Consider the following 19,667-nt stretch of genomic DNA (forward strand, 5'->3'; position numbering starts at 1 on the left):
GGGAACTAATTTTCTACAATCGGTCTCATCGTTCTCAGAATGCCGTAGATGCCGTTAATTTTGCCCTCCGGAACGAACTTGAACTCGACCTGCTCCTTGCCTTGCACCACGGACTCGGGAATGTCGAACGACAGAGTGAGGAACTCGCGCTTGAATGCCGGAGATGATTGATAGCTTGTAATCAGCTCCCCGTCCGCATAGATGTTCATGACGCGGTCGTGGTGAACCGAGAAGAACAGGAACTGTAGGCTGTTGCGAATGCCCGGGACCACCTTCAGCTTATAGCTGAACCAGCCGCCGGGATGAGCGGCCCGGCCGTTCTGCCCGTCCCACGCGCCGCCGAACGTCTCCTCGCCTTGAATGCCGTGCTGGAGCTCGTATTGATCGTTCCCGACCTGAACGCTGTCGATCGTCGCCTCCCGGATGAGCTCATCCATTCTGAGCTGCTCCTGATGCCGCTTCAGCTCCTCCGAGTCCTCCCCGATGACGTGCCAGTAGATGCCGTAACGCTCGCTATGCTGCTCATAATGCGGCGTAAACGCCAGACGGTCGTCCTCGTCCGTATGCCGAAGCTTAAAGACAAGCTCACGGCCTTCCCTCACCAAATGCCGCTCAATGCCGGCGATCCATTCGTCCGGGCTCATCCCCGTCGGGATCAAATAATCCTTGATCCGCATGCGCTTAGTCGGAACTCGCACCATGATGCCGGTAGACGCCTGCGTCATGTCCTCGGTGCCGAGCGCCGCGCTTAATACAACCGGGCCGTACTGGAATCCGACGGCTTGCGGATTGTCCGGCAGCAGAGAAGCCGTTACCTTCATCGGCAGGCCCAAAGTAATCGTGTCGCCGTCCGACCATGCGCGTCGGATGACCATATACCCTTCCCGGATATCGGGAAGGACGGCCTCACCGTTCACACGCGCCTCGAGCTCTCCGCTCACCCAATACGGCACGCGTAAATGCACGGCAAAGCTTCGCGTCTCGCCGTTCTCGATCCCGATTCGAAGCGTCGCTTGATCGTCAGCCGGGAGGTTTTCCTTCAGGGAGACTGTCGCCTGCTGCTCGGCCCAATCCAGGGTGGAGCTCACGTATTGGTTAACGTACAGCTCATCGTTTTGATGGAAGTACACGCTGTCGTTCAGCTTCGTGAAGCTTTCCATGCCCGTCCCCGTGCAGCACCAGAAATGCTCGAACGGCGAGCTGTATATTTTGAAATAACCCGTGGCCATCGGCTGGAAATACATCGTCATGCCGGTCTCGGGATGCTGCGAGGACAGAATCGCGTTCAGGTACGTTCTTTCGTAGAAATCCGCGTATTTGCGGTCCCGGGTCAGCTTGAACAGCTCGCGGGTCAGCTTCAGCATGTTGTAGCTGTTGCACGTCTCGCATGTGATGTCCGTCCGCTTGGCGTCCAGCAGGTCCGGCTCGCCGAAATGCTCCGACTCGCTGTTGCCCCCCGTCATGTAGCTGTGATGATCCACGACGATATCCCAGAACTTCATGGCCGCCTCCAGATAGAACCGCTCGCTCTCGCCGAGCGTCAGGTAACGGTTCAAGGCCCCAATGAACTTCGGAATGGTCGTGTTGGCATGCTTGCCCTTCAGAATGTCGCGGCCGTCGCGGATCGCCTCGAAGAGCGGGAGCTCGTCGAATTGATGGGCGGCGGCGAGATGCTCCTTCTTGCCCGTTATTTGGTACAAATCGTAGAGACAGTCGTTCATGCCCCCGTATTCCACCGCCAGCACCGTCGCTTGCAGCTCCTTCGTCCATTGCGACGTCCGGGAGGACACCCAGTCTCCGAGACGGGAGACGATATCGAACGCTTCCTTCGACTGCGTCGCATGATAGATGGAGATGAGGCCCGCGATGATCTTGTGCATCGTGTACCAAGGCACCCAGGCCGGCTGCTTGTTCTCGACGTTATCGATCAGCTTCTCCGGGTAGGCGGACAGGTAGCCGCTCTCGAATTGGCAGTCGGTCAGCTCGGCGATCATATAGTTCAATCGGTCAAGCATAACGGGATCCTTCGACGCGGAGTAGGCCTGCGCGCAAGCGGTCATGTAGTGGCCGAGCGTATGCCCGCGAATCTCGGTATTCTCCCAGCCGGGGTATTTCGAAGCCTTAGGCTCAAGCCCCCTGTTCTCCCGGAAACCCGCCAGCAGGCGGTCCAGCTCGTAAGCGTGCAAATACTGCAGCTCTTTCTGGATCGCGTTTGTATGGTAATCTCCGGTCAGCCTTACCTGATGCAGCGCAAAATCCGATAATGGAATTTGCTGCCGCGTCGTTCCTCCGATCGTCATGTTCATCCGCCTCTCTTCATTCGGGTTCTCGTGTGATAGATCTTCTTCAGATTACTACCCCGGTAGACGGCCTCGTAAGTGGCGAAACGTTCGAATTGGTGTAAAAAAGTCAGATCATATAGCGCGGCGCAGATTGCTGTTTGTTAGTAAATATTTCGAGTTCGTCTTGTCATACCGCTATTCTCCTGCTATCCTTGATGCACATTAAGGTGTGAAAAGGTCAGATAGGCGGTGAATAATCCATGTCAGGGTATACCTTTAACGTCGAGAGGCCCTTGCAGCTGAATATGACTGGCAAATTCGTCGCTCCCTCCCCCGAGTGGATGCACATGAGCCGGATCTTAATGGATTACGAGCTGTTCGTGCCGACCAAAGGCATCCTGTATATAGCCGATGAGCGGGAGCAGCATGCGCTTCGGGAAGGCGAGTTTCTGCTCATGCCTCCGAGAACGAAGCAATATGGGTACCGGGCGTCTGACTGCAGCTTTTATTGGCTGCACGTCACGGCTGTCGGGCAGACGGATGCGGCGGTTGATGCTGTGGATGAGGACGCGCCGGGCGTCATTCGCATTCCCGGCAAGGGAAACCTAAGCGGGGCGGATAAGCTCATCGTCATGATGAAGCAGCTGCAGGACTCGATTCGCAGCTTCCAGGACCCGACGCTGAACAATTACTTGGCGACGAGCATCCTATGCGAGCTTCACAATCAAGTGAAGCTCGGTCAGAGCGGCTCCGGACAGCGGCTCAAGCAGCTGCAGCTGTACAACGACGTGGTGGACTACATCAAGTGGAACCGGTTCGAACGGCTGCAGGTGTCCGAGATCGCGCATCGTTTCGGTTACAACGCGAAGTACCTGTCCCACATGTTCGCAGGCATTGCAGGCATGTCTCTTAAGCAATTCGTCATGCAGCAGAAGATCGAGGCCGCCTCCTTCCTGCTGACGGATACGAATTTGACGGTTAACGAGATCGCGCTACAGCTCGGCTTCCACGATAGTCATCATTTCATGCGGACGTTCAAGCAGATGACCAGCCTAACGCCGACCGGCTACCGCAACTCGGCTGCCAACCGGCTGTTGTTTTACGAGTAAGGGCGATTTGGAGGAAGGGGATTTATTCCATGAAAGAGTAGATGTTGCCTATGTGCTTCTCTTTGATGAACAAAGAAAACATGTATTGATGGTCAAAAACAAGGGGATGAAATCCTCCTACTACACACTACCTGGCGGAGCAGTAGAACAGGGAGAAACACTTGAAGAAGCAGCTATTCGCGAGGTAAAAGAAGAAACGGGCTTAGAGGTTGAAATCAATGGTATTTTCAGTGTAAGTGAAGCGTTTTTTGTAGATAGGGGGCATCACACCATTCTCTTTACCTTTAGAGGGAATGTAATTGGTGGCGAAATAAATATCTCCTTCCCAGAAGAAATTGAGGAAGTTACTTGGATGGAACCCCAAATAGCAGAAGAATACATGCATATGCCAAGTGAGTCAAAGGGATTACTATCGGGTAACATATCCGCACCCTATGTACGCAGAGGAACTGTTCATCATAATTCTTAATACAGGTAATTTTAATAACCACTAAGCTGCTGCACAATCCTGAACGGAACTCACAGACGTTATTCCCTCTATTTCTGGTGAAATGTGGCTTGTAACGGAACTGGCCGACGCTATTTGCGCCATTTTGGTTGTGGACCAGTGCCATTCGGATGAATAAAGGCTTATGGTTCCGTAAGAATCCCTAAAACGCGGTTTTAAGCGCAGATAAGGTCTGGTAGTTCCGTTAGCAGCTTATTTCCTCGGCGCGGCTAGAATAGACACTTAATAAACAGCGACAGCCCAGGACTTTATTTCTTGTCCTTGGCTGTCGCTGTTTAAATCTCTATGACACGATGAAGGCCGAGACGCAGCTAGCTCGCGTCCCCCTGCGCGAACTGATACCGGTACAGGCCGGCGTAGAACCTGCCGCTCTCCAGCAGCTCCTCATGCGTGCCCTGCTCCGCGATCCGCCCGTCCCGGATGACCAGGATGTTATCCGCTTCCTTAATCGTGCTAAGCCGATGCGCGATCACGAAGCTCGTTCTTCCCTTCATGAGCAGCTTCATCGCCTCTTGGATATGGAGCTCCGTTCTCGTATCGACGCTGCTCGTCGCCTCGTCGAGAATAAGAATGGACGGATTCGCTAGCACGGCCCTCGCGATCGTCAGCAGCTGCCGCTGTCCCTGGCTTAGGCTGCCGCCTTCGGCGCTGACTGGCGTGTCGTAGCCTTGCGGCAGCTTCTGGATGAATCCGTGAGCGTTCGCCAGCTTAGCCGCCTCCTCTACCTCCCGGTCATCGGCGTTCAGACGTCCATACCGGATATTTTCCCGAATGGTGCCGGAGAAGACGTGGGCATCCTGCAGGACCAATCCAATCTGCTGGCGAAGATACGGCTTGCTCAGCTCGCGGATATCCTGCCCGTCGATCCGGATGCTGCCGGATTGGATATCATAGAAGCGCGTAAGCAGATTGATGATCGTCGTTTTGCCCGCACCCGTCGGACCGACGAGCGCGATCATCTGGCCGGGCGAAGCATGCAGCGACAGCTCCCTGAGCACCGGCGCCTCCGGCTTGTACCCGAAGATGACCCGCTCGAATACCACGTCGCCCGCAATCGGCCGGTCAATCATTCTGCCGTCTTCCTCCTCCGATATCTCGGGCTTCTGATCCAGTACCTCGAATACGCGCTCCGCGCCGGCAACCGCCGACTGGAACAAATTATATTGATTAGCCAGCTGGTTGATCGGCTGGCTGAATTGATTGGAATACTGAAGGAAACTGGCGATGATTCCGACCGTGATCATATCTTGGTAAGCGAAGATCGCTCCGAATACGGCAATAACGACGAAGCTCAGGTTCCGCATCGCGTTCATGATCGGCCCCATCGATCCGGAGAAGCTCTGGGCTTTCACGCCGACCGCCCGCAGGCGCTCGTTCATCTCCCGGAATTGGCCGGTATTGGCGGATTCCCTCCCGAACACCTTGACCACCTTCAGTCCCGAGATGTTCTCCTGGACGAAGCCGTTCACTTCCCCAAGATGCTTCTGCTGCTGCGAAAAATATTGCCGCGTATACGACGCGATCTTCTTCGCCAAGAAGGCTGCGACCGGCACCGTCAGCAGCGTGACGAGCGTCATCCAGCCGCTCAGGCTCAGCATCATCGCGACGCTGCCGACCAGAATCAATACGCTGGATATAAGCTGCACCACCGTCTGGTTGAGCGTGTTCGAGACGTTCGAGATGTCGTTGGTCGTTCGGCTCATCAGCTCGCCGTGCGTCCTCTGATCGAAGAACGACACCGGCAGGCGCTGATAGTGCTCGAACAAGGCTTGCCGCATGTCGCGGACCGTATGCTGGGACAGGCTCGCGGCCGTGTACTGCTGCAACCATGTGAATGCCGCGCCCAGACCGTACACGGCCAATAGGAGGAGGCCCATTCGGACAAGCCCGTCCGCCTGGCGCGGCAGCACATAGTCGTCGATGATGACGCCTATCAAGTAAGGCGCCAGCAGCGTCAGCGCCGTCGTAAGGACCGTACTGCTAATGACAATCCATAACGCCCGGCGTTGAAGCTTCAGAAAGCCCCATATTCGGCGCAATGTGCCTGCCGTATCCTTGGACCGGACCTTCGGCGCCTCTCCGTGATGCGGGCCCTGCCTTGGCTGAAAGCCCATTTGCGCGAACGGCTGAGGCGCCCCGCCCGCGCTAGCCTTCGTAGGTTGAGACGGATTGCTGCGAGACATAAGCCACCCCCTGCTTGCCGTATTGGGAACGATAAATATCCTGGTAAACCGCGCATGTCCGCATCAGCTCATCATGAGTGCCAGAGCCAACGATGGCCCCTTCGTCCAGGACCAGAATGTTCTGGGCGTGAATGACGGACGAGATACGCTGGGCGATGAGGAACGTGATGCTATCCTTCATCAGCGGCTGGAGCGCCGTGCGGAGACGTCCTTCGGTTGCCAGATCGAGCGCGCTCATGCAGTCGTCCATGACGAGAATCGGCGGCTTCACGAGGAGCGCCCGCGCGATCGATAACCGCTGCTTCTGGCCGCCCGACAGATTGACGCCCCTCTGTCCCAGCTTCGTATCGTAGCCATCCGGCAGGCTAACGATGAAGTCATGAGCCTGGGCGATTGCCGCGGCCTCTTCGATTTCCTCCTGCGTGGCGTCCGATCTGCCGAACGCGATATTGTCCCGGATGGTGCCGGAGAACAGAATCGACTCCTGCAAGATCATCCCGACCTGACCCCGAAGCTCCGGCAGCGGAATATCCCGGATATCCCGGCCGTCGATCCGGATGGAGCCGGACGTCACGTCGTACAGCCGGGGAATGAGTTGGACCAGCGTGGATTTCCCGGAGCCGGTAGCGCCAATAATGGCAACCGTCTCTCCCCGGCCGGCCTCCAGCTGAATGCCCCGCAGCGCTTGCTCTCTCACATCCGAAGAGCCGGAATAAGAGAACGACACATCGCGGAATTCCACGCGCTCCGCCGATCGGCCGGGAGCCGCCGCAAGGCTCGCGCTTGCAATGTGCGGCTGAGTCTCCAGCACCTCGCGGATGCGGCGTGCGGATACGTTCGCCTGCGAGACGTTCATGAGCAGTCCGCTCACCATCAGCAGGGAAGACAGCACCTGCACGACATAGTTAACGAACGCGACCAAGTCGCCCACTCGAACGGAAGAATCCCACACCAGATGGCCTCCGTACAGCAGAATCGCCACCATGCATACGTTCATAATGAACGTCGCGATCGGGGTGTTCAGCGCGATGAACCGCGCCGCCTTAATCGAGATGTCCGTGTAATCCCGGTTCACTTCCCGGAAGCGTTCCGTCTCGTATCGGGCCCGGACGAAAGCTTTGACGACTCGGATCCCGGCCAAATTCTCCTGCATTCTTATATTCACGGAATCGAGCTTCGCCTGCACGCTTGTGAATAGCGGAGTAGAGAATCGGATAAGGACGACAAGCACGGCGACCAATACGAGCAGCGTTCCGAGCAAAATCAAGCCAAGACGGACGTTCATGAGCAGCGCCATGACAACGCTGCCGATCAGCAGGCTTGGCGCCCGGACGAGACCCTGCAACGCCATCTGCACCAGGTTCTGCACTTGCAAGACATCGCCCGTCATCCGCGTAATGAGGGAGCCCGACTTGAACCGGTCGATATCCTCGAACGAGAACGTCTGGATTTTGGCGAATAAGGCCTCGCGGATGTCCGCTCCGAAATTTTGAGAGGCGCGGCTCGCGAAGAGGTTGCAGCCCACGCCCGTAATAAGCGACAGCAGCGTGACAACCGCCATCGTGATGCCCGTCTGCTGGATGACGCCGAAATCGCGCTCAACGACGCCGAAGTTCACGATATGGGCGGCCAGCCGGGGCTGCATCAGATCGAAAAACACCTCCATCATCATGAACAGCGGGCCAAGCAGGACGAACTTCCAGTAAGGTTTGAGATACGCCTTTAATCCCCACATGCTACTGGGACCCACCCTCGTTGTCTGCTTCTTCGTCGCCTGCCCCTGCCGCCTCTTCAGCCTCGTTCCCCGCTCCTCCGTCCTCGCTCTCGCGAAGCTCGAAATGCTTCACGTACTCGTCGAGAATTAGCTCGACCGCCTTGAGCTCGCCGAGCAGCACGCTCTTAATTTCCTGGAACTCCGGCGCCTCCAGCTGCTGCTTAAGCGTCGCCTGCCTGACCTGCAGCCTCTCCAAAAACTCGATCGCCCGCCCCCGGCGGAACGTCTGGGCGCCGTGACGGTGATGATGCCCGTGCTTCCCTCTATGCCCGCCTCTGCCTCTATGGTTCTCGCCCTTCATGTGGCCATGATCGTGACCGTGATCGCCAAAACCTCTCATTGTCACCCGCTCCTTTGTATACGTTTGTATACAAACACTGTATACAAACGTATACGCGTTGTCAATCGACAACGCAAAAAAGCCCGTTCCCATGAAGGAACGAGCGAGGTTAAAAGGCTACAGGCCGTCGCCAAGCAGTCGGCTATTGAAGCTTGCCTTCGCTCAGCAGCCCGACGGACTTCTCAATGCGACGCTGCCTGGTCTCGGCGCTCTTGGCGCCTTCGATATTCAACACGAATCGGCGTTTGTTGCTGTAGGACAAGCCGTCATAGAACTGCTTCGCCTCGGCACTTCGGTCCAGCGCTTCCGCGAAATCCGCCGGCGTCTCCACCTCGCGCGGCGCGGTGTCCAGCTCGAGCGTGACCTCGATGTCGTCCCCGGCCTGAATGCCCGCGCCCTCGCGATGCTCCTGGCTGACCGGCAGCATATACCTGCCTCCCATGGACGCAATCGTACTGCGGTACGAATACGACCCGATCGTCACCTTGACGGGCGGCTTCTTGCCCGCGACGAGCGTCTCGACGATTTCGTCCGGGACATGAATGCCCGTGGCGGTTTTTTTGGCCAATTCAAGCGTCGTTCTGAATGTCAGCATCGTTACCCCCTCCGACTCTCTTGATAAAATGACGCAAGCACGGGAGCGAGCGCCCCTGGCTTCACGATATGCGTCTCGCCCTCAAGCATACGCAGCCCCGCGTTCGGCAAGACGCCGGCGAGCGACTTCATCCCCGCTTGCAACCAGGCCGGGCTCTTGCCGCCGTAGACGACGAGCGTCGGGACAGCCGCGCCGGACCATTGTCCGGCTGGCAGCGGCTTGCCGCGCTGGTAGTCCGCCGTCAGCATCGTATCATGCGGGAGCGTATGGGCGACGGCCTTCAGCTTCTTCCACGCGGGCATCATCGGCATTATCGCCACCGCGAACGCGGGCAAGCCCACGCCTCTTCGCATGAAATGCTTAACCGCGGCACCTCGCTTCCCCGCCGCGAGCAAACGATTCATGACCGCCGCGTAATCGTCCCGCACCGGCGGGCGGCTGCCCTCCACGACGAACGGCGCTTCATAGAGAGCAAGCATCCGAACGGAAGGAAGACGGCTCGCCGCTTCGAGCGCCAATGCCGCACCCGACGATATTCCGTACAGGAAAGCCGATCCCCCCGCCTCCCCGATCAGGGCGGCGATATCCTCCACTTCCCGCTCAATCGCATACGGCCCCGCTTGATCGCTCTCTCCCCGGCCCCTTCGGTCGTATGTATACACGGTGAATTGCGGCGCCAATTGCTCCGCAAGCGGCTCGTTCGGCCCGGATTCCCTATAGCAGAGGGCGCCGTCTACCAGGATTAAGGCCGGGCCTTCCCCTCTTCTTGTAAAAGCAATGGACGTGCCGTCTTTCGATTGGACGCGATTCATCCGATCATCCCTCTTTCCATTCAGGCTTTTACTCTAACGACGAACCACTTCCCCGGAAATCGACACGTCCTCAAAAAAATTATTTCGCTTCCGGCACGTTCCGGATCGTGACCGCCTGACCGGACTCCGCAATATACTCCTTACCCCATTCGTACATGAGATCCAGTATCGGAATCAAGCTTTGGCCGCGGGTCGTCAAGCTGTACTCTACCTTGGGCGGCACGACGGGATAGACGACCCGGTCGACGATGCCGTCCTCCTCCAGCTCCCTCAGCTGCGTCGTCAGCATGCGCTGGGTAATATCGGGGATGAGCGCTTTCAGCTGGCTGAAGCGTTTCGTCCCTTCTTTGCCCAGGTGCCACATGATGATCATCTTCCACTTTCCGCCGATGATAGAGAGCGTCAGCTCCTTCTCGCAGTTGAATACCTTCTCCGTATTTCTGGACATGATGCTCCATCCCCTTCTTTGTCCCATAGTATACTTTCCGACACTATATAATAAAAATGTGCCTACTTACAAGAAAAATACTGTCTCGCTATAATAAAACCGCAAGCGGAACACGCATAACGATGCGAAATCATTCAAAATTCGAAGGAGGCACCTGCCCTATGAAACTGCAGTTAGCGCTCGATCTGGTCAACATTCCGGAAGCCAAGGAAGTCGTCAAGGAGGTTCAGGAGTTCATCGATATCGTGGAGATCGGCACGCCGGTCGTCATCAACGAGGGCTTGCGCGCGGTCAAGGAAATCAAGGAGGCGTTCCCGGATCTGGAAGTGCTGGCCGATCTGAAAATCATGGACGCCGGCGCCTATGAAGTGCTGAAGGCTTCCGAGGCGGGAGCCGATTATATTACCGTGCTCGGCGCGACCGACGACTCCACGATCCGCGGCGCGGTCGAGGAAGCCCGGAAACACGGCAAACAAATTGTCGTCGACATGATTAACGTCAAAAACCTCGAGCAGCGCGCCCGCGAGGTCGACGCGCTCGGCGTAGACTACATCTGCGTCCACACCGGCTACGATCTGCAGGCCGAAGGCGAGAACTCCTTCGAGCAGCTTCGCGTGATCAAGAGCGTCGTGAAAAACGCCAAGACGGCGATTGCCGGCGGCATCAAGCTGGCTACTCTGCCGGAAGTCGTCGCGGCTTCTCCGGATCTCGTCATCGTCGGCGGCGGCATTACCGGCCACTCCGACAAACGCGCCGCGGCTGCCGAGATGAGACAGCTCATCGCGGCCCGATAAGATGGCTGCGACGATCAAAGGCCACGTCGCTCGAATCGTCACGGAGCTCGAGCGGGCGGCCAATTCGCTGGCGGACGCATCCGGCGAGCAGCTTGCAGAGGCCATCCTGGGCGCCGATCAGGTCTTCGTCGCCGGAGCCGGACGGTCGGGCCTCATGATGAAGGCTTTCGCCATGCGCCTGATGCATCTCGGCATTCGCGCTCATGTCGTAGGCGAATCGGTAACGCCCGGCATAACCGGGAAGGACCTCTTGGTAATCGGCTCCGGCTCGGGCGAAACCCGGAGCTTGATCGGCATGACCGACAAGGCCCAGTCGCTCCGGGCCACGGTTGCGGCGGTGACCATTCAGCCGCAGTCCTCCATCGGTTCCCGCGCCGATATCGTCGTTCCGCTGCCGGGCGTGCCCAAGGACCGCGACGGCACCGAGCTGACGGTCCAGCCGATGGGCTCCCTGTACGAGCAGACGCTGCTGCTCTTCCTGGATGCGGTCATTCTCCGCATCATGGAATTCCGCGAGCGGGACTCCCGCGCGATGTACGGGAATCACGCGAATCTCGAATGAAAGGAATAACGGACAATGTACCGCTATTTCTCCGCCAGAAGGCGGTTTAAGCAAAAATAACGCCGAAAGTACCTCTATTTCCGCCGACTGGAAGGCCTTTTACGGTCTCCATCCGAACTAGAGGTACTTTGGGCGTTATGGGGTTTACAGTATGATGGCGGGCTCGCAATAACGCCATTTTTGCCGCTATTGCCCGGCAAACCTCCTGCTGCCGTCGGCTAACTGTCGGCTGGCTGCCGGCTAATTACCAAGCGCAATCAGCCTTACGCGTTCGACGCAGCCATGATCTGACGAAGCGCCTCCCGAACCGGCGTCAGAGGACGGCCCAGCAGCTTCTCGAAGTCGCCGCTCTCCACCTCCAGGTTGCCTTCCCGGATGCCTTGCTGAATGCCGACGAGGATCGGGATCACGAAGTCCGGCACGCCGGCGTTCTTCATGATGTCGGCATAACCGGCATCATCGACTTGGACGACCGGCACTTCCTTGCCGAGCACGTCGCCAAGCGCGGACGCCAGCGCTTCCTGGGTCAGCAATACGCCGGACAATTCATAAATCGTATTCTCATGTCCCTCGCCTCCGAGGACCGCCGCAGCTGCATCTGCGTACTCCTGCTGAAGAGCCCAGCCGACCTTAGCGGCGCCCGCGGACGTGACCCACGGCGCTCCAGCCAGTACGCCTTGGATGCTCGAGATTTCGTTCTCGAGGTACCAGTTATTGCGCAGGAACGAATACGGGATGCCCGTCTTCCGGATGGCTTCTTCGGTCGCTTGATGCGGCTCGGCGAGGAACAGCTTGCTGTCTGCCGCATTAGCCACGCTCGTATACGCGATGAAGCCGACTCCCGCGCGAGCCGCCGCTTCGACCGCGTTCGTATGCTGGCGAATCCGCGTCTCCGTATCGCCGTCGGCGGAGATGATCAGAATCCGGTCGATGCCAGCGAACGCCGCGTCCAGCGACTCCGGCTGGTCGAAATCGCCTTGGCGAACGTCCACTCCGAGGGCGCGAAGGCTCGCCGCCTTCTCCGGGTTGCGCACGCTGACGGCCAAGTCGCCCGCCGGTACGGTTTTCAATAGAGCCTCCACCACTTTGGATCCCAGCTTGCCTGTTGCTCCTGTCACTAATACCTTCATTTCTCCTCTACCTCCATTTATTTGTTTTGATTTATTATGTTATAACCAAACTGGTTACAACATGTGTAAAAATAAAAGCTCTCTTAACAGAGCTCCTATTTAAACTTGATAGGTGATTATTCAAACTTCGTGATCAGCTGATCGAGCGTCGTCTGCGCGAGTCTCTGCTCCATCACCAGCTGCGCTTCTCTCAGCTCATCCTGCAGCACCTGCTCGATATTCCGGCCTACGGGACAAGCCATATTCGGTCCCTCGTGAATGCGGAACAGCTGATTCTCCTCGGCCACGTTCACCGCGCGGTAAATATCGAGAAGCGTAATCCGGTTAGGCTCCTTCCGCAATGAAGCGCCGCCCACGCCGGCGCGCACATCCACTAATCCCGCCTTCTTCAGCATGCCCATAATCCGCCGGATGACGACGGGATTCGTATTCACGCTCCCCGCAATGAAGTCCCCGGTGCAATCCTGCGGACTGGCCGCGATAAGGGAGAGGGTATGAACCGCCATCGAAAAGCGCGTACTGATCTGCTTCATGTGCATCACCACCGTTGTAACCATTTTAGTTACTTCTAAATGTTTTGTCAAGAACCATCAGAGGTAGCCGTGCATTCGCATCCGGGGCCCGCAGCTCGGTCATCCATGAAAGCCTGTCCGCCTCCGCCGCCCCGGAGCCCCTAGCCTTGCGTCACTTTGTCCGGATTGTACTTGGCTTTATGCTTGTTGGCGATGTATGTCTCGTATAGTTCCCGCTCTACGGGATCCTCTACGAGGCAAACCTCGATCTTCGCGACTTCGTCCCGATGATTCTTCATAGGAGAGACGGTGTCTTCGAAATGCTTCTTGATCCGCTGGCGAAGCTTGCGGGCTTTCCCCACGAACAGCAACTCGTCCTTGTCGTTGTAGAACATGAAGATGCCGCCGCGCTCACGCGTAATCAGATGGAAATCCGTAAAGCCGTAAATATGGCTAAGCTGCGGATTCTCCTGCTTCAGTATGGTTACATCAGGCGTTGGAATGGTAATAAGTATCACGTGTCATTGTCACTTCCTCTATCCGTTTAGGCTTCCATCGTACCACACTCGCATCACGGCATCTAGACGCTCATGATCGCTAAATAAACAAGCAGCGCCACGCCCATCCAGGCTGCGAATTTATAATTCGGCCGCGCAAGCTCATAGACCGACTTCCGGTACAGACCTGCCAGCAGGTTATTCACGGCCGAGGACGGCGATATGCCGTTCGACAGGCACCAGCTGCCGAGCAGCAGCACCGCGACTTCGTTCGCGCTCATCTGTACCGCCGCGGGCTCGATGCCGGTTGCCAGGATCGTGACAAGCACGATTGGATGAAGGCCGACGATCGACGTTACCATCACCATCACAATCGTTAAGATCGAGAAGGATAGCGCGACCGGCAAGGGGATCCATTCCAGCAGAACCGGCACGTAATCGCCAAAGCCTACTATGCCGATCGATCCGCTGAAGAAGCCCGCCGCCAGGAACAGCGTCATCTCCTTCTTGAGCGCCGGCAGCGTCACGGACAGATGATTCGCCAATCCTTGGCGATAGGTTGCCATTGCCCTTTTGCCGAGGCACCATATCAGCGGATACACAACAGCCGCCAAGCATGTAAGAAGCACCATGGGCAGCTCCATCATCCGTTCCAGCACAAGGATGACGACAATCGCCCCGATCAAATAGACCGCGAGCCCCGCCGGGAAGACGGACCTCTCGCCACTGCCCGCCGCGGGATCGGTCCGGCTAACGATGTGCTTCTCCTCTTCCTGTGCCTCCGCACCGCCCGCTTTGCGCAATTCCTTGAAATCCACCGCAATGCTGACCAGCAAACTGACCACTGCGAGTCCAAGCATATAGGGCAGAATGGCCGTCCACTCGACGGACAGCGAAGAGAGCACAACGGCCATAGCGGCAAAATAAGGCGACCACAGAATCGCTCCCGCAAATCCGCGATTCAGCGCATTGGCAAGCAGCAGAGCCATGCCCGGGTGCGCCTTGGCGAACACCATGTGATACACGACGGGAATGGAGCCGACATTTAGAAAGACGCCCATGATCTGCGTCAACAGTTGCGTCCCGCCGAACAGAACGAACCGGCTGCGCAGCCTGGTTTCGTAGAACCGCTTCAAGGCGTCCATATACGCGGGCAGACGAACCGGAATGCCGAATAACGGGGCGAAGACGAACAACGTGACGAGCGTGACGTTGACGCTGGCCGCATCGAACCAGTAGCCCGCTTCCGCCCTCTGAACCAGAAGCAGCAGCACCCCTACAGTCATGAAAGCAACCGTCAGCCACAGCGTCAGTCCTCTGAGATGCCGCAGGAACAAGGCGATCGCGGCGAATACCAAGCAGCCGAGCACCGCTGTCAGCGGCTGCCAATGCGTGAGCTGCAGAACGATAAACACGGCGGCCATCGAGAAGATGACCGCCAGCTCTAGATTCGCTTTTATATTCGAAGCTGCCTTCAACATTAATTGAACTTCCAGCAGCTTAGGCTTAAATTGCCGTACTGATAGCTTCGGTGGAGCAGCTCCGCTTGGCGGTTCTTGTCTCCCGTCCCCATCGCGAGCAGCAGCGGGATAAAGTGTTCGTTCGTCGGCACCGCCTCTGCGGCATAAGGGGCCTCTTCCCCGTAACGGAACAGCGCCTCCGTATCCCAGGCTTCCAGCTTCTCCTGCAGCCAGTTATCGAACGATGCGGCCCACTCGTCGATTCCTTCTCCCCGCCAGTTCAATCTTCGCAAATTATGAACGGTACCGCCGCTTCCGATAATGAGCACATCCTGCTCCCGGAGCTCGCCAAGCGCCTGGCCGATTCGGTATTGCTGCTCATTCGTCAGGTATCGGTTGACGGACAACGCGACAACCGGAATGTCCGCGTCGGGATAGATCAGCTTCAGGACGGCCCATGCGCCATGGTCCAACCCTCTCTCTTCGTCGAGCACGCTGTCTATGCCATGCTTGGCGAACAAGTCCGCCACTTGATTGCTAAGCGCCCGGTTACCCGGGGCCGGATAGGTCATCTGATACAGCTCGTCCTGGAAGCCTCCGAAATCGTAAATCGTGCCGTACTTATCCGCCGCGCCGATCGATTGCGTCGACTGCTCATAATGCGCGGAGAACAACACGATCGCTTTCGGCTTTGGAGCGCTTGCCGCGAATTTTTTCAATAAGTCCGTATACTCGTTATTCTCTAATACAAGCGATGGCGCGCCATGCGCGAAAAAATAGGATGGCATCATTTATCATTCACTCCTTGTTGGAAGTTATTCCGGCATCCTGCCGCAGCCAATTCGCGAAATCCTTCTGGTTCTCTCCGGAGACGCCGTGGTCGGTCTCGTAGATATTGAACATCAGGCTTCGCGGCGACAAAGTCTCCAGATAAGCGGCCGTCTCATGGCCGATTCGAATCGGGAATACGGTATCGAATTGTCCGTGGGAGACGAACATCGCCACCTGGCTGACGTCCTTCAAATCGTATTCCGTTTTGACAAAGCCGGGCACGTAACCGTTCAAAGCCACGATCCCTCTCAGCTGATCCCCCATGGTAAGCGCCAGCGTCATCGACAGAATCGCTCCTTGACTGAAGCCGAGCACATAGCGTTTGGCCGGATCAATCGGGTACCTGTCCGTTGCATAGCGGATGAAGGCATCCAGCTGTCCGACCGCATCGTCGAACATGGCTCTAACGGGGTTGCCAAGACTGATCAAATCATAATATTGGTAGCCGTTGCCTAATCTAAGATTACCGCGAATACCGACAATAATAAACTCCTCGTTCAGAGGCGCAGCCAGATTCAGCATGTTTTGCTCGTTCGAGCCTTTGCCATGGAGCATGAAGACGACCGGGTATTTCTTCTCCGGGTCCATATGAGGCGGATATTGAATGTCGTACTGATAGGCTGGGTGCATACGATCAGCTCCTATATATATTACTAATACTAAATTTACTTTTGTAACACTTATATTAAATACTAACGGGTAGCCTGTCAATAGATATATTGCTATTATGAATGTATGTTGCGTATGACAAATATTTCGTTAAGGTGGATTCCTTATGAACATTGGCTCTTCGATCCGAGCGATCCGTAAGCGCAAAAACGTCACCATCATGCAAATTTGCGAGGAAACCGGCTTATCCCAAGGCTTCATGAGCCAGGTCGAAAACAATAAAACCTCGCCTTCCATCGCCACGCTGGAGAGCATCGCCAAGGCGCTTAAGGTGCCATTGGCGTATTTGCTTCTTCGCCAGGAAGAACGGATGCAGATCGTCCGCAAGGACGAGCGGCGGATCAGCAAAAGCGGTGTCGAGCGTTTGAAGGTCGAGCATCTCGGCTCCACGCCGAACGTCAGAATGATGATCGTCGAAATCCCGCCCGGCGCTTCGACGGGCGACGCTCCCCATGCGCATGAAGGCGAAGAGGTTCATCTGGTGCTCCAGGGGAAAATTTATGCCGAGCAAGGGGAAGACAACGCCGAATTCGGGGAAGGCGACTCGTTCAGCTGGAACGCCTGCGTCCCCCATCTCGTGAAGAACATAAGCCAGGAGACGGCCATCGTCCTCATCTCGGTCTATACGGAGAAAGAACAATCGAACCCCTATTTGTAGCGCCCAGTGCCTACACCAAACGAAAAAGACAGCTCCAGGACGCAAACCTCGCGACTGGGGCTGTCTTTCGTTATAAAGCCACCCGATTAGGCGGCTGTACTATGGCTGTGGTATGGATCGTATTAACTGACCAGTCTTCTCCAGGCCGGATATTCTTCCAAATAACCATGCTCGCTGAGCTCCCTCAGCGCCTTGCGGACATTCTGCTCGTCGTCGCCGGATTCTCCCGTCATCTCGAGAAGCGTCTGCATGTCGATCGTCGGATGCTCCTTGCAGAAATGCAGGAGCCCCTTGGCCGCCCAGGACAGACGATCATCCCGGAAATCGCCGACCATCCGGCGGTACAGCTTGTTTGGCAATATTTTGACTTCGACCAGCTTCTGCAAGGCTTTTATCGTCTGCTTCTCCGTCATGCGGCCCAGCTTGGACACCTCCGACACCTCGGGTGCTTCGGTTTCGGAGGTCAGCTGCCCCCTTAGCACGATATACACCATTTGCGAATAGATATCCAACCCCGGGTGGTGAAAAATATCTTCGGAAATGGTGATCATGCGCGCCTGATCGTTTGGTGGTACGTTCGGCATACGCGATTCCCCTCTCCTATTGGCCCGGATCGCTCCGGGCTTACATCGTTTCGTTGCGCTTCCGGTCAACCAAGCAGCTTGCCCGCATTCCGCGTCGCCTGCCGGATAATATCCTCCGGGCTGAACGGCTTCGGAGGCTCCGGCGCGAAGTCGGGGGCGGATGGCTCCGGCTCGGGAGCTTCTTCCATGGCTGCGGCGGCAGACTCGTCGATCCATGCGTCCCAAGGCGCGGAGCCGGCTTCCGAGTCAAACCCTTCTGCCGCTGCCGCTGCCGCCTTCCGCCCAAGGATATGTTCATTCAGAATATCCATAATGCCCTGACTGAAGACGCCTTCCGCCTTGAGCCTGTTCAAATAACGAATGACCTCAGGCGGCGTATCCGACGGGATGTACAGCGTCACATCCTTGCCGGGCGCCACCATGACCATCTGGCGACGTTTCTTCAATCCTTACCGCTCCCGTCGAGATTCTCGGGCGGCGCCGCTTCTTCCACGTCGGCCGCAGCCTCCGAGCCCGCTCCAAGCGCGTGGGACAACAGGAAGAAGGTTCCCCGGACATTGCGGAACTGGCTGTAATCCGAGTTGTCGAAGCGAAGCGGCAAGCCAAGCTCCGCGTTCAATCTCTCGATCCACGGCTGCAGCACGACGGAGCCTCCGCCGATGAACCAGAACTCTCCCGCGTAACGGGCATGCTTCCACGCGTTGCGGGCGTACTTCAGCACCTTCTCCGCGAGAATCCGCATATGGCGGTTTACGAGCTCGGTCATATCGAACGCGACCTTGCCTTCGGCGTAAATCGCGTATTCTTTATTCACCAGCATGAGCGTAAGCTCCGCCGTGCTGGAGATGAGCTCCTCGCCCTGCGCGTTCACTTCGTTCCGGATGTTCTCCAGCGCGTTATTCAGGTAGATCTTCGCGCCGGTCGAGAGACGCTGGTCCAGATCGAGTCCCGGCCGGAAGAAGGCGATATCCATATCCACGCCGCCGACGTCGGCGATGCCGAACCCTTTGGCCGCGAGATGCGCCTTGGAGGACGCCTCCATATCGTAAACGCCGGAGACGTCGTCGATGCTTATATCGGTCGGCAGCACCATCTCCATCTCCACCGTCACGCCTTTGAAGACCGGCGTCGTGACGAACGAGACGGTGTGGATGCCCGACATGATCTTCTCCGCGTATTCTTCGCGGAACTTCGCGATTTCCTGAATCGGCAGGCCTGTCCCAAGATTAACCTTGGCCCGGATTCGCTTCTTGCCCCGCTTGATGTCATCCTCATGCTTCGACGCGATCGCGTAAGCCGCGGCCGTGAGCAGCGTCACCATCGTTTCCTGCCGCTGCGCTTTCTTCTGAACCGCCTTGTCGCCGATGATCTCGTGAACGATGCCTCCGTCGCCGATGGCCAGGTTGCCTACATAGACATGTCGGTACTGCTCCGTCTGGATCGCGGGCGAAGTAATCTGCACATCGAGAAAATCAAGCGGATCCCCTTGATCCATTAAGAAGTAGCGTTCGCCGAACGGCTGCGCGACCACATTCGGGAAAATGAAGGTGTTATTCAAATCATCGTAAATGCCTTTTATGTGACTGCTTCCATTATCGATTGCTAACGTGATGGTGGTGGCAAGACTTTCTTGTTTGGCCATACTATCGATCTCCCCCAACCTACTTGATATATAAATAGTTTCGTAGATCAGGGCTTGTTTATGGGGAAAATTAGAAGATTTTCATAAATATATTTTCCATGATAATGCGACAGCAACCGGCAAATAACAACCTGCCATTCTAGCCTGGATGGCGAAAAATACTTACTATCCTTTAAGATTTAAAGTTTAAACTTTACCCTTTAAACGTTAACGTTTAACCTTCGACTTTTAAGCTTTAAAGCTTACCGTTTAGGGTTTAAACTTCCTTGCGACAGAA

At 56.7% G+C, this 19,667-nt stretch carries 21 protein-coding genes; 5 read left to right on the forward strand and 16 right to left on the reverse strand.

The window, feature by feature from the left end:
• Positions 1-5: 5 nt before the first annotated feature.
• Positions 6-2,300: a beta-L-arabinofuranosidase domain-containing protein gene (locus NQZ67_RS26075; protein WP_257451771.1), complete on the reverse strand. Its 2,295-nt coding sequence runs from the start codon at positions 2,298-2,300 to the stop codon at positions 6-8.
• Between the two features lie 242 nt (positions 2,301-2,542).
• Here NQZ67_RS26075 and NQZ67_RS26080 point away from each other — a divergent pair, with 242 nt between their 5' ends.
• Both NQZ67_RS26080 and NQZ67_RS26085 read left to right on the forward strand, forming a co-directional pair.
• Positions 2,543-3,391 carry an AraC family transcriptional regulator gene (locus tag NQZ67_RS26080; protein WP_257451772.1) on the forward strand — a complete coding sequence of 283 codons (849 nt, stop codon included), beginning with the start codon at positions 2,543-2,545 and terminating at the stop codon, positions 3,389-3,391.
• Positions 3,392-3,398: 7 nt separating this feature from the next.
• Entirely contained in the window at positions 3,399-3,860 is a 462-nt protein-coding gene (locus NQZ67_RS26085) for an NUDIX hydrolase (RefSeq protein ID WP_257451773.1), read from the forward strand.
• Between the two features lie 350 nt (positions 3,861-4,210).
• On the opposite strand, the gene NQZ67_RS26090 is transcribed toward NQZ67_RS26085, so the two are convergent.
• From NQZ67_RS26090 to NQZ67_RS26115, 6 genes are all read right to left on the reverse strand, one after another.
• A complete protein-coding gene (locus tag NQZ67_RS26090; RefSeq protein WP_257451774.1) occupies positions 4,211-6,082 on the reverse strand; it encodes an ABC transporter ATP-binding protein in 1,872 nt (623 codons plus the stop codon).
• Positions 6,045-7,817 carry an ABC transporter ATP-binding protein gene (locus tag NQZ67_RS26095; RefSeq protein ID WP_257451776.1) on the reverse strand — a complete coding sequence of 591 codons (1,773 nt, stop codon included), beginning with the start codon at positions 7,815-7,817 and terminating at the stop codon, positions 6,045-6,047. The genes NQZ67_RS26090 and NQZ67_RS26095 overlap by 38 nt, the downstream gene beginning before the upstream one ends.
• A 1-nt stretch (position 7,818) precedes the next feature.
• Positions 7,819-8,196 carry a hypothetical protein gene (locus tag NQZ67_RS26100; RefSeq protein ID WP_257451778.1) on the reverse strand — a complete coding sequence of 126 codons (378 nt, stop codon included), beginning with the start codon at positions 8,194-8,196 and terminating at the stop codon, positions 7,819-7,821.
• A 142-nt stretch (positions 8,197-8,338) separates the two neighbouring features.
• Entirely contained in the window at positions 8,339-8,791 is a 453-nt protein-coding gene (locus NQZ67_RS26105; protein WP_257451780.1) for a YdeI/OmpD-associated family protein, read from the reverse strand.
• A 2-nt stretch (positions 8,792-8,793) separates the two neighbouring features.
• Positions 8,794-9,603 (reverse strand): alpha/beta fold hydrolase, encoded by an 810-nt coding sequence (locus tag NQZ67_RS26110; protein ID WP_257451781.1) that lies wholly within the window; start codon positions 9,601-9,603, stop codon positions 8,794-8,796.
• A gap of 79 nt (positions 9,604-9,682) precedes the next feature.
• On the reverse strand, positions 9,683-10,051 hold the full coding sequence (locus NQZ67_RS26115; protein ID WP_257451782.1) for a winged helix-turn-helix transcriptional regulator: 369 nt from the start codon (positions 10,049-10,051) through the stop codon (positions 9,683-9,685).
• Between the two features lie 161 nt (positions 10,052-10,212).
• On the opposite strand from NQZ67_RS26115, the gene hxlA reads away from it, so the two are divergent.
• Together hxlA and hxlB are read left to right on the forward strand one after the other, a co-directional pair.
• A complete protein-coding gene (gene hxlA, locus NQZ67_RS26120; protein ID WP_257451783.1) occupies positions 10,213-10,845 on the forward strand; it encodes a 3-hexulose-6-phosphate synthase in 633 nt (210 codons plus the stop codon).
• Between the two features lies 1 nt (position 10,846).
• A complete protein-coding gene (hxlB, locus tag NQZ67_RS26125) occupies positions 10,847-11,407 on the forward strand; it encodes a 6-phospho-3-hexuloisomerase (RefSeq protein WP_257451784.1) in 561 nt (186 codons plus the stop codon).
• Positions 11,408-11,670: 263 nt separating this feature from the next.
• Here hxlB and NQZ67_RS26130 read toward each other — a convergent pair whose 3' ends face one another.
• The 6 genes from NQZ67_RS26130 to NQZ67_RS26155 all read right to left on the reverse strand — a co-directional run bounded on the left by NQZ67_RS26130 (position 11,671) and on the right by NQZ67_RS26155 (position 16,467).
• Complete coding sequence (locus NQZ67_RS26130; RefSeq protein ID WP_257451785.1) at positions 11,671-12,537, reverse strand: SDR family oxidoreductase; 867 nt, start codon at positions 12,535-12,537, stop codon at positions 11,671-11,673.
• 116 nt (positions 12,538-12,653) lie between these two features.
• Positions 12,654-13,070 (reverse strand): Rrf2 family transcriptional regulator, encoded by a 417-nt coding sequence (locus NQZ67_RS26135; RefSeq protein ID WP_257451787.1) that lies wholly within the window; start codon positions 13,068-13,070, stop codon positions 12,654-12,656.
• A gap of 140 nt (positions 13,071-13,210) precedes the next feature.
• The gene (locus NQZ67_RS26140) at positions 13,211-13,567 is read right to left on the reverse strand and encodes a nucleotide excision repair endonuclease (RefSeq protein WP_257451790.1); all 357 of its coding nucleotides are present in this window, start codon (positions 13,565-13,567) and stop codon (positions 13,211-13,213) included.
• Positions 13,568-13,629: 62 nt separating this feature from the next.
• Positions 13,630-15,027, reverse strand: coding sequence for a hypothetical protein (locus NQZ67_RS26145; protein ID WP_257451793.1), 1,398 nt, complete (start codon positions 15,025-15,027; stop codon positions 13,630-13,632).
• Positions 15,027-15,797, reverse strand: coding sequence for a dioxygenase family protein (locus tag NQZ67_RS26150; protein ID WP_257451796.1), 771 nt, complete (start codon positions 15,795-15,797; stop codon positions 15,027-15,029). Before NQZ67_RS26150 ends, NQZ67_RS26145 begins: the two co-directional genes overlap by 1 nt.
• Positions 15,798-15,804: 7 nt before the next feature.
• Complete coding sequence (locus tag NQZ67_RS26155) at positions 15,805-16,467, reverse strand: alpha/beta hydrolase (RefSeq protein ID WP_257451798.1); 663 nt, start codon at positions 16,465-16,467, stop codon at positions 15,805-15,807.
• A 145-nt stretch (positions 16,468-16,612) separates the two neighbouring features.
• Here NQZ67_RS26155 and NQZ67_RS26160 point away from each other — a divergent pair, with 145 nt between their 5' ends.
• Positions 16,613-17,164 carry a helix-turn-helix domain-containing protein gene (locus NQZ67_RS26160; RefSeq protein WP_257451800.1) on the forward strand — a complete coding sequence of 184 codons (552 nt, stop codon included), beginning with the start codon at positions 16,613-16,615 and terminating at the stop codon, positions 17,162-17,164.
• A 122-nt stretch (positions 17,165-17,286) separates the two neighbouring features.
• On the opposite strand, the gene NQZ67_RS26165 is transcribed toward NQZ67_RS26160, so the two are convergent.
• The 3 genes from NQZ67_RS26165 to NQZ67_RS26175 form a co-directional block, all read right to left on the reverse strand.
• The gene (locus NQZ67_RS26165) at positions 17,287-17,748 is read right to left on the reverse strand and encodes a hypothetical protein (RefSeq protein WP_257451801.1); all 462 of its coding nucleotides are present in this window, start codon (positions 17,746-17,748) and stop codon (positions 17,287-17,289) included.
• A 65-nt stretch (positions 17,749-17,813) separates the two neighbouring features.
• A complete protein-coding gene (locus tag NQZ67_RS26170) occupies positions 17,814-18,194 on the reverse strand; it encodes a hypothetical protein (protein WP_257451803.1) in 381 nt (126 codons plus the stop codon).
• Positions 18,191-19,390, reverse strand: a complete 1,200-nt coding sequence (locus NQZ67_RS26175) for a ParM/StbA family protein (RefSeq protein ID WP_257451805.1) — start codon at positions 19,388-19,390, stop codon at positions 18,191-18,193. Before NQZ67_RS26175 ends, NQZ67_RS26170 begins: the two co-directional genes overlap by 4 nt.
• Between the last annotated feature and the right edge of the window lie 277 nt (positions 19,391-19,667).

Source organism: Paenibacillus soyae, from assembly GCF_024623455.1.
Taxonomy (GTDB): Bacteria; Bacillota; Bacilli; order Paenibacillales; family Paenibacillaceae; genus Pristimantibacillus; species Pristimantibacillus soyae.

Coding starts and splice junctions, on each gene's coding strand:
- NQZ67_RS26080 (WP_257451772.1), top strand. CDS start 2,543: ATGTCAGGGTATACCTTTAACGTCGAGAGGCCCTTGCAGCTGAATATG.
- NQZ67_RS26110 (WP_257451781.1), bottom strand. CDS start 9,603: ATGAATCGCGTCCAATCGAAAGACGGCACGTCCATTGCTTTTACAAGA.
- NQZ67_RS26135 (WP_257451787.1), bottom strand. CDS start 13,070: ATGAAGCAGATCAGTACGCGCTTTTCGATGGCGGTTCATACCCTCTCC.
- NQZ67_RS26130 (WP_257451785.1), bottom strand. CDS start 12,537: ATGAAGGTATTAGTGACAGGAGCAACAGGCAAGCTGGGATCCAAAGTG.
- NQZ67_RS26155 (WP_257451798.1), bottom strand. CDS start 16,467: ATGCACCCAGCCTATCAGTACGACATTCAATATCCGCCTCATATGGAC.
- NQZ67_RS26100 (WP_257451778.1), bottom strand. CDS start 8,196: ATGAGAGGTTTTGGCGATCACGGTCACGATCATGGCCACATGAAGGGC.
- NQZ67_RS26095 (WP_257451776.1), bottom strand. CDS start 7,817: ATGTGGGGATTAAAGGCGTATCTCAAACCTTACTGGAAGTTCGTCCTG.
- NQZ67_RS26165 (WP_257451801.1), bottom strand. CDS start 17,748: ATGCCGAACGTACCACCAAACGATCAGGCGCGCATGATCACCATTTCC.
- hxlB (WP_257451784.1), top strand. CDS start 10,847: ATGGCTGCGACGATCAAAGGCCACGTCGCTCGAATCGTCACGGAGCTC.
- NQZ67_RS26115 (WP_257451782.1), bottom strand. CDS start 10,051: ATGTCCAGAAATACGGAGAAGGTATTCAACTGCGAGAAGGAGCTGACG.
- NQZ67_RS26090 (WP_257451774.1), bottom strand. CDS start 6,082: ATGTCTCGCAGCAATCCGTCTCAACCTACGAAGGCTAGCGCGGGCGGG.
- NQZ67_RS26075 (WP_257451771.1), bottom strand. CDS start 2,300: ATGACGATCGGAGGAACGACGCGGCAGCAAATTCCATTATCGGATTTT.
- NQZ67_RS26105 (WP_257451780.1), bottom strand. CDS start 8,791: ATGCTGACATTCAGAACGACGCTTGAATTGGCCAAAAAAACCGCCACG.
- NQZ67_RS26160 (WP_257451800.1), top strand. CDS start 16,613: ATGAACATTGGCTCTTCGATCCGAGCGATCCGTAAGCGCAAAAACGTC.
- NQZ67_RS26145 (WP_257451793.1), bottom strand. CDS start 15,027: ATGTTGAAGGCAGCTTCGAATATAAAAGCGAATCTAGAGCTGGCGGTC.
- hxlA (WP_257451783.1), top strand. CDS start 10,213: ATGAAACTGCAGTTAGCGCTCGATCTGGTCAACATTCCGGAAGCCAAG.
- NQZ67_RS26150 (WP_257451796.1), bottom strand. CDS start 15,797: ATGATGCCATCCTATTTTTTCGCGCATGGCGCGCCATCGCTTGTATTA.
- NQZ67_RS26175 (WP_257451805.1), bottom strand. CDS start 19,390: ATGGCCAAACAAGAAAGTCTTGCCACCACCATCACGTTAGCAATCGAT.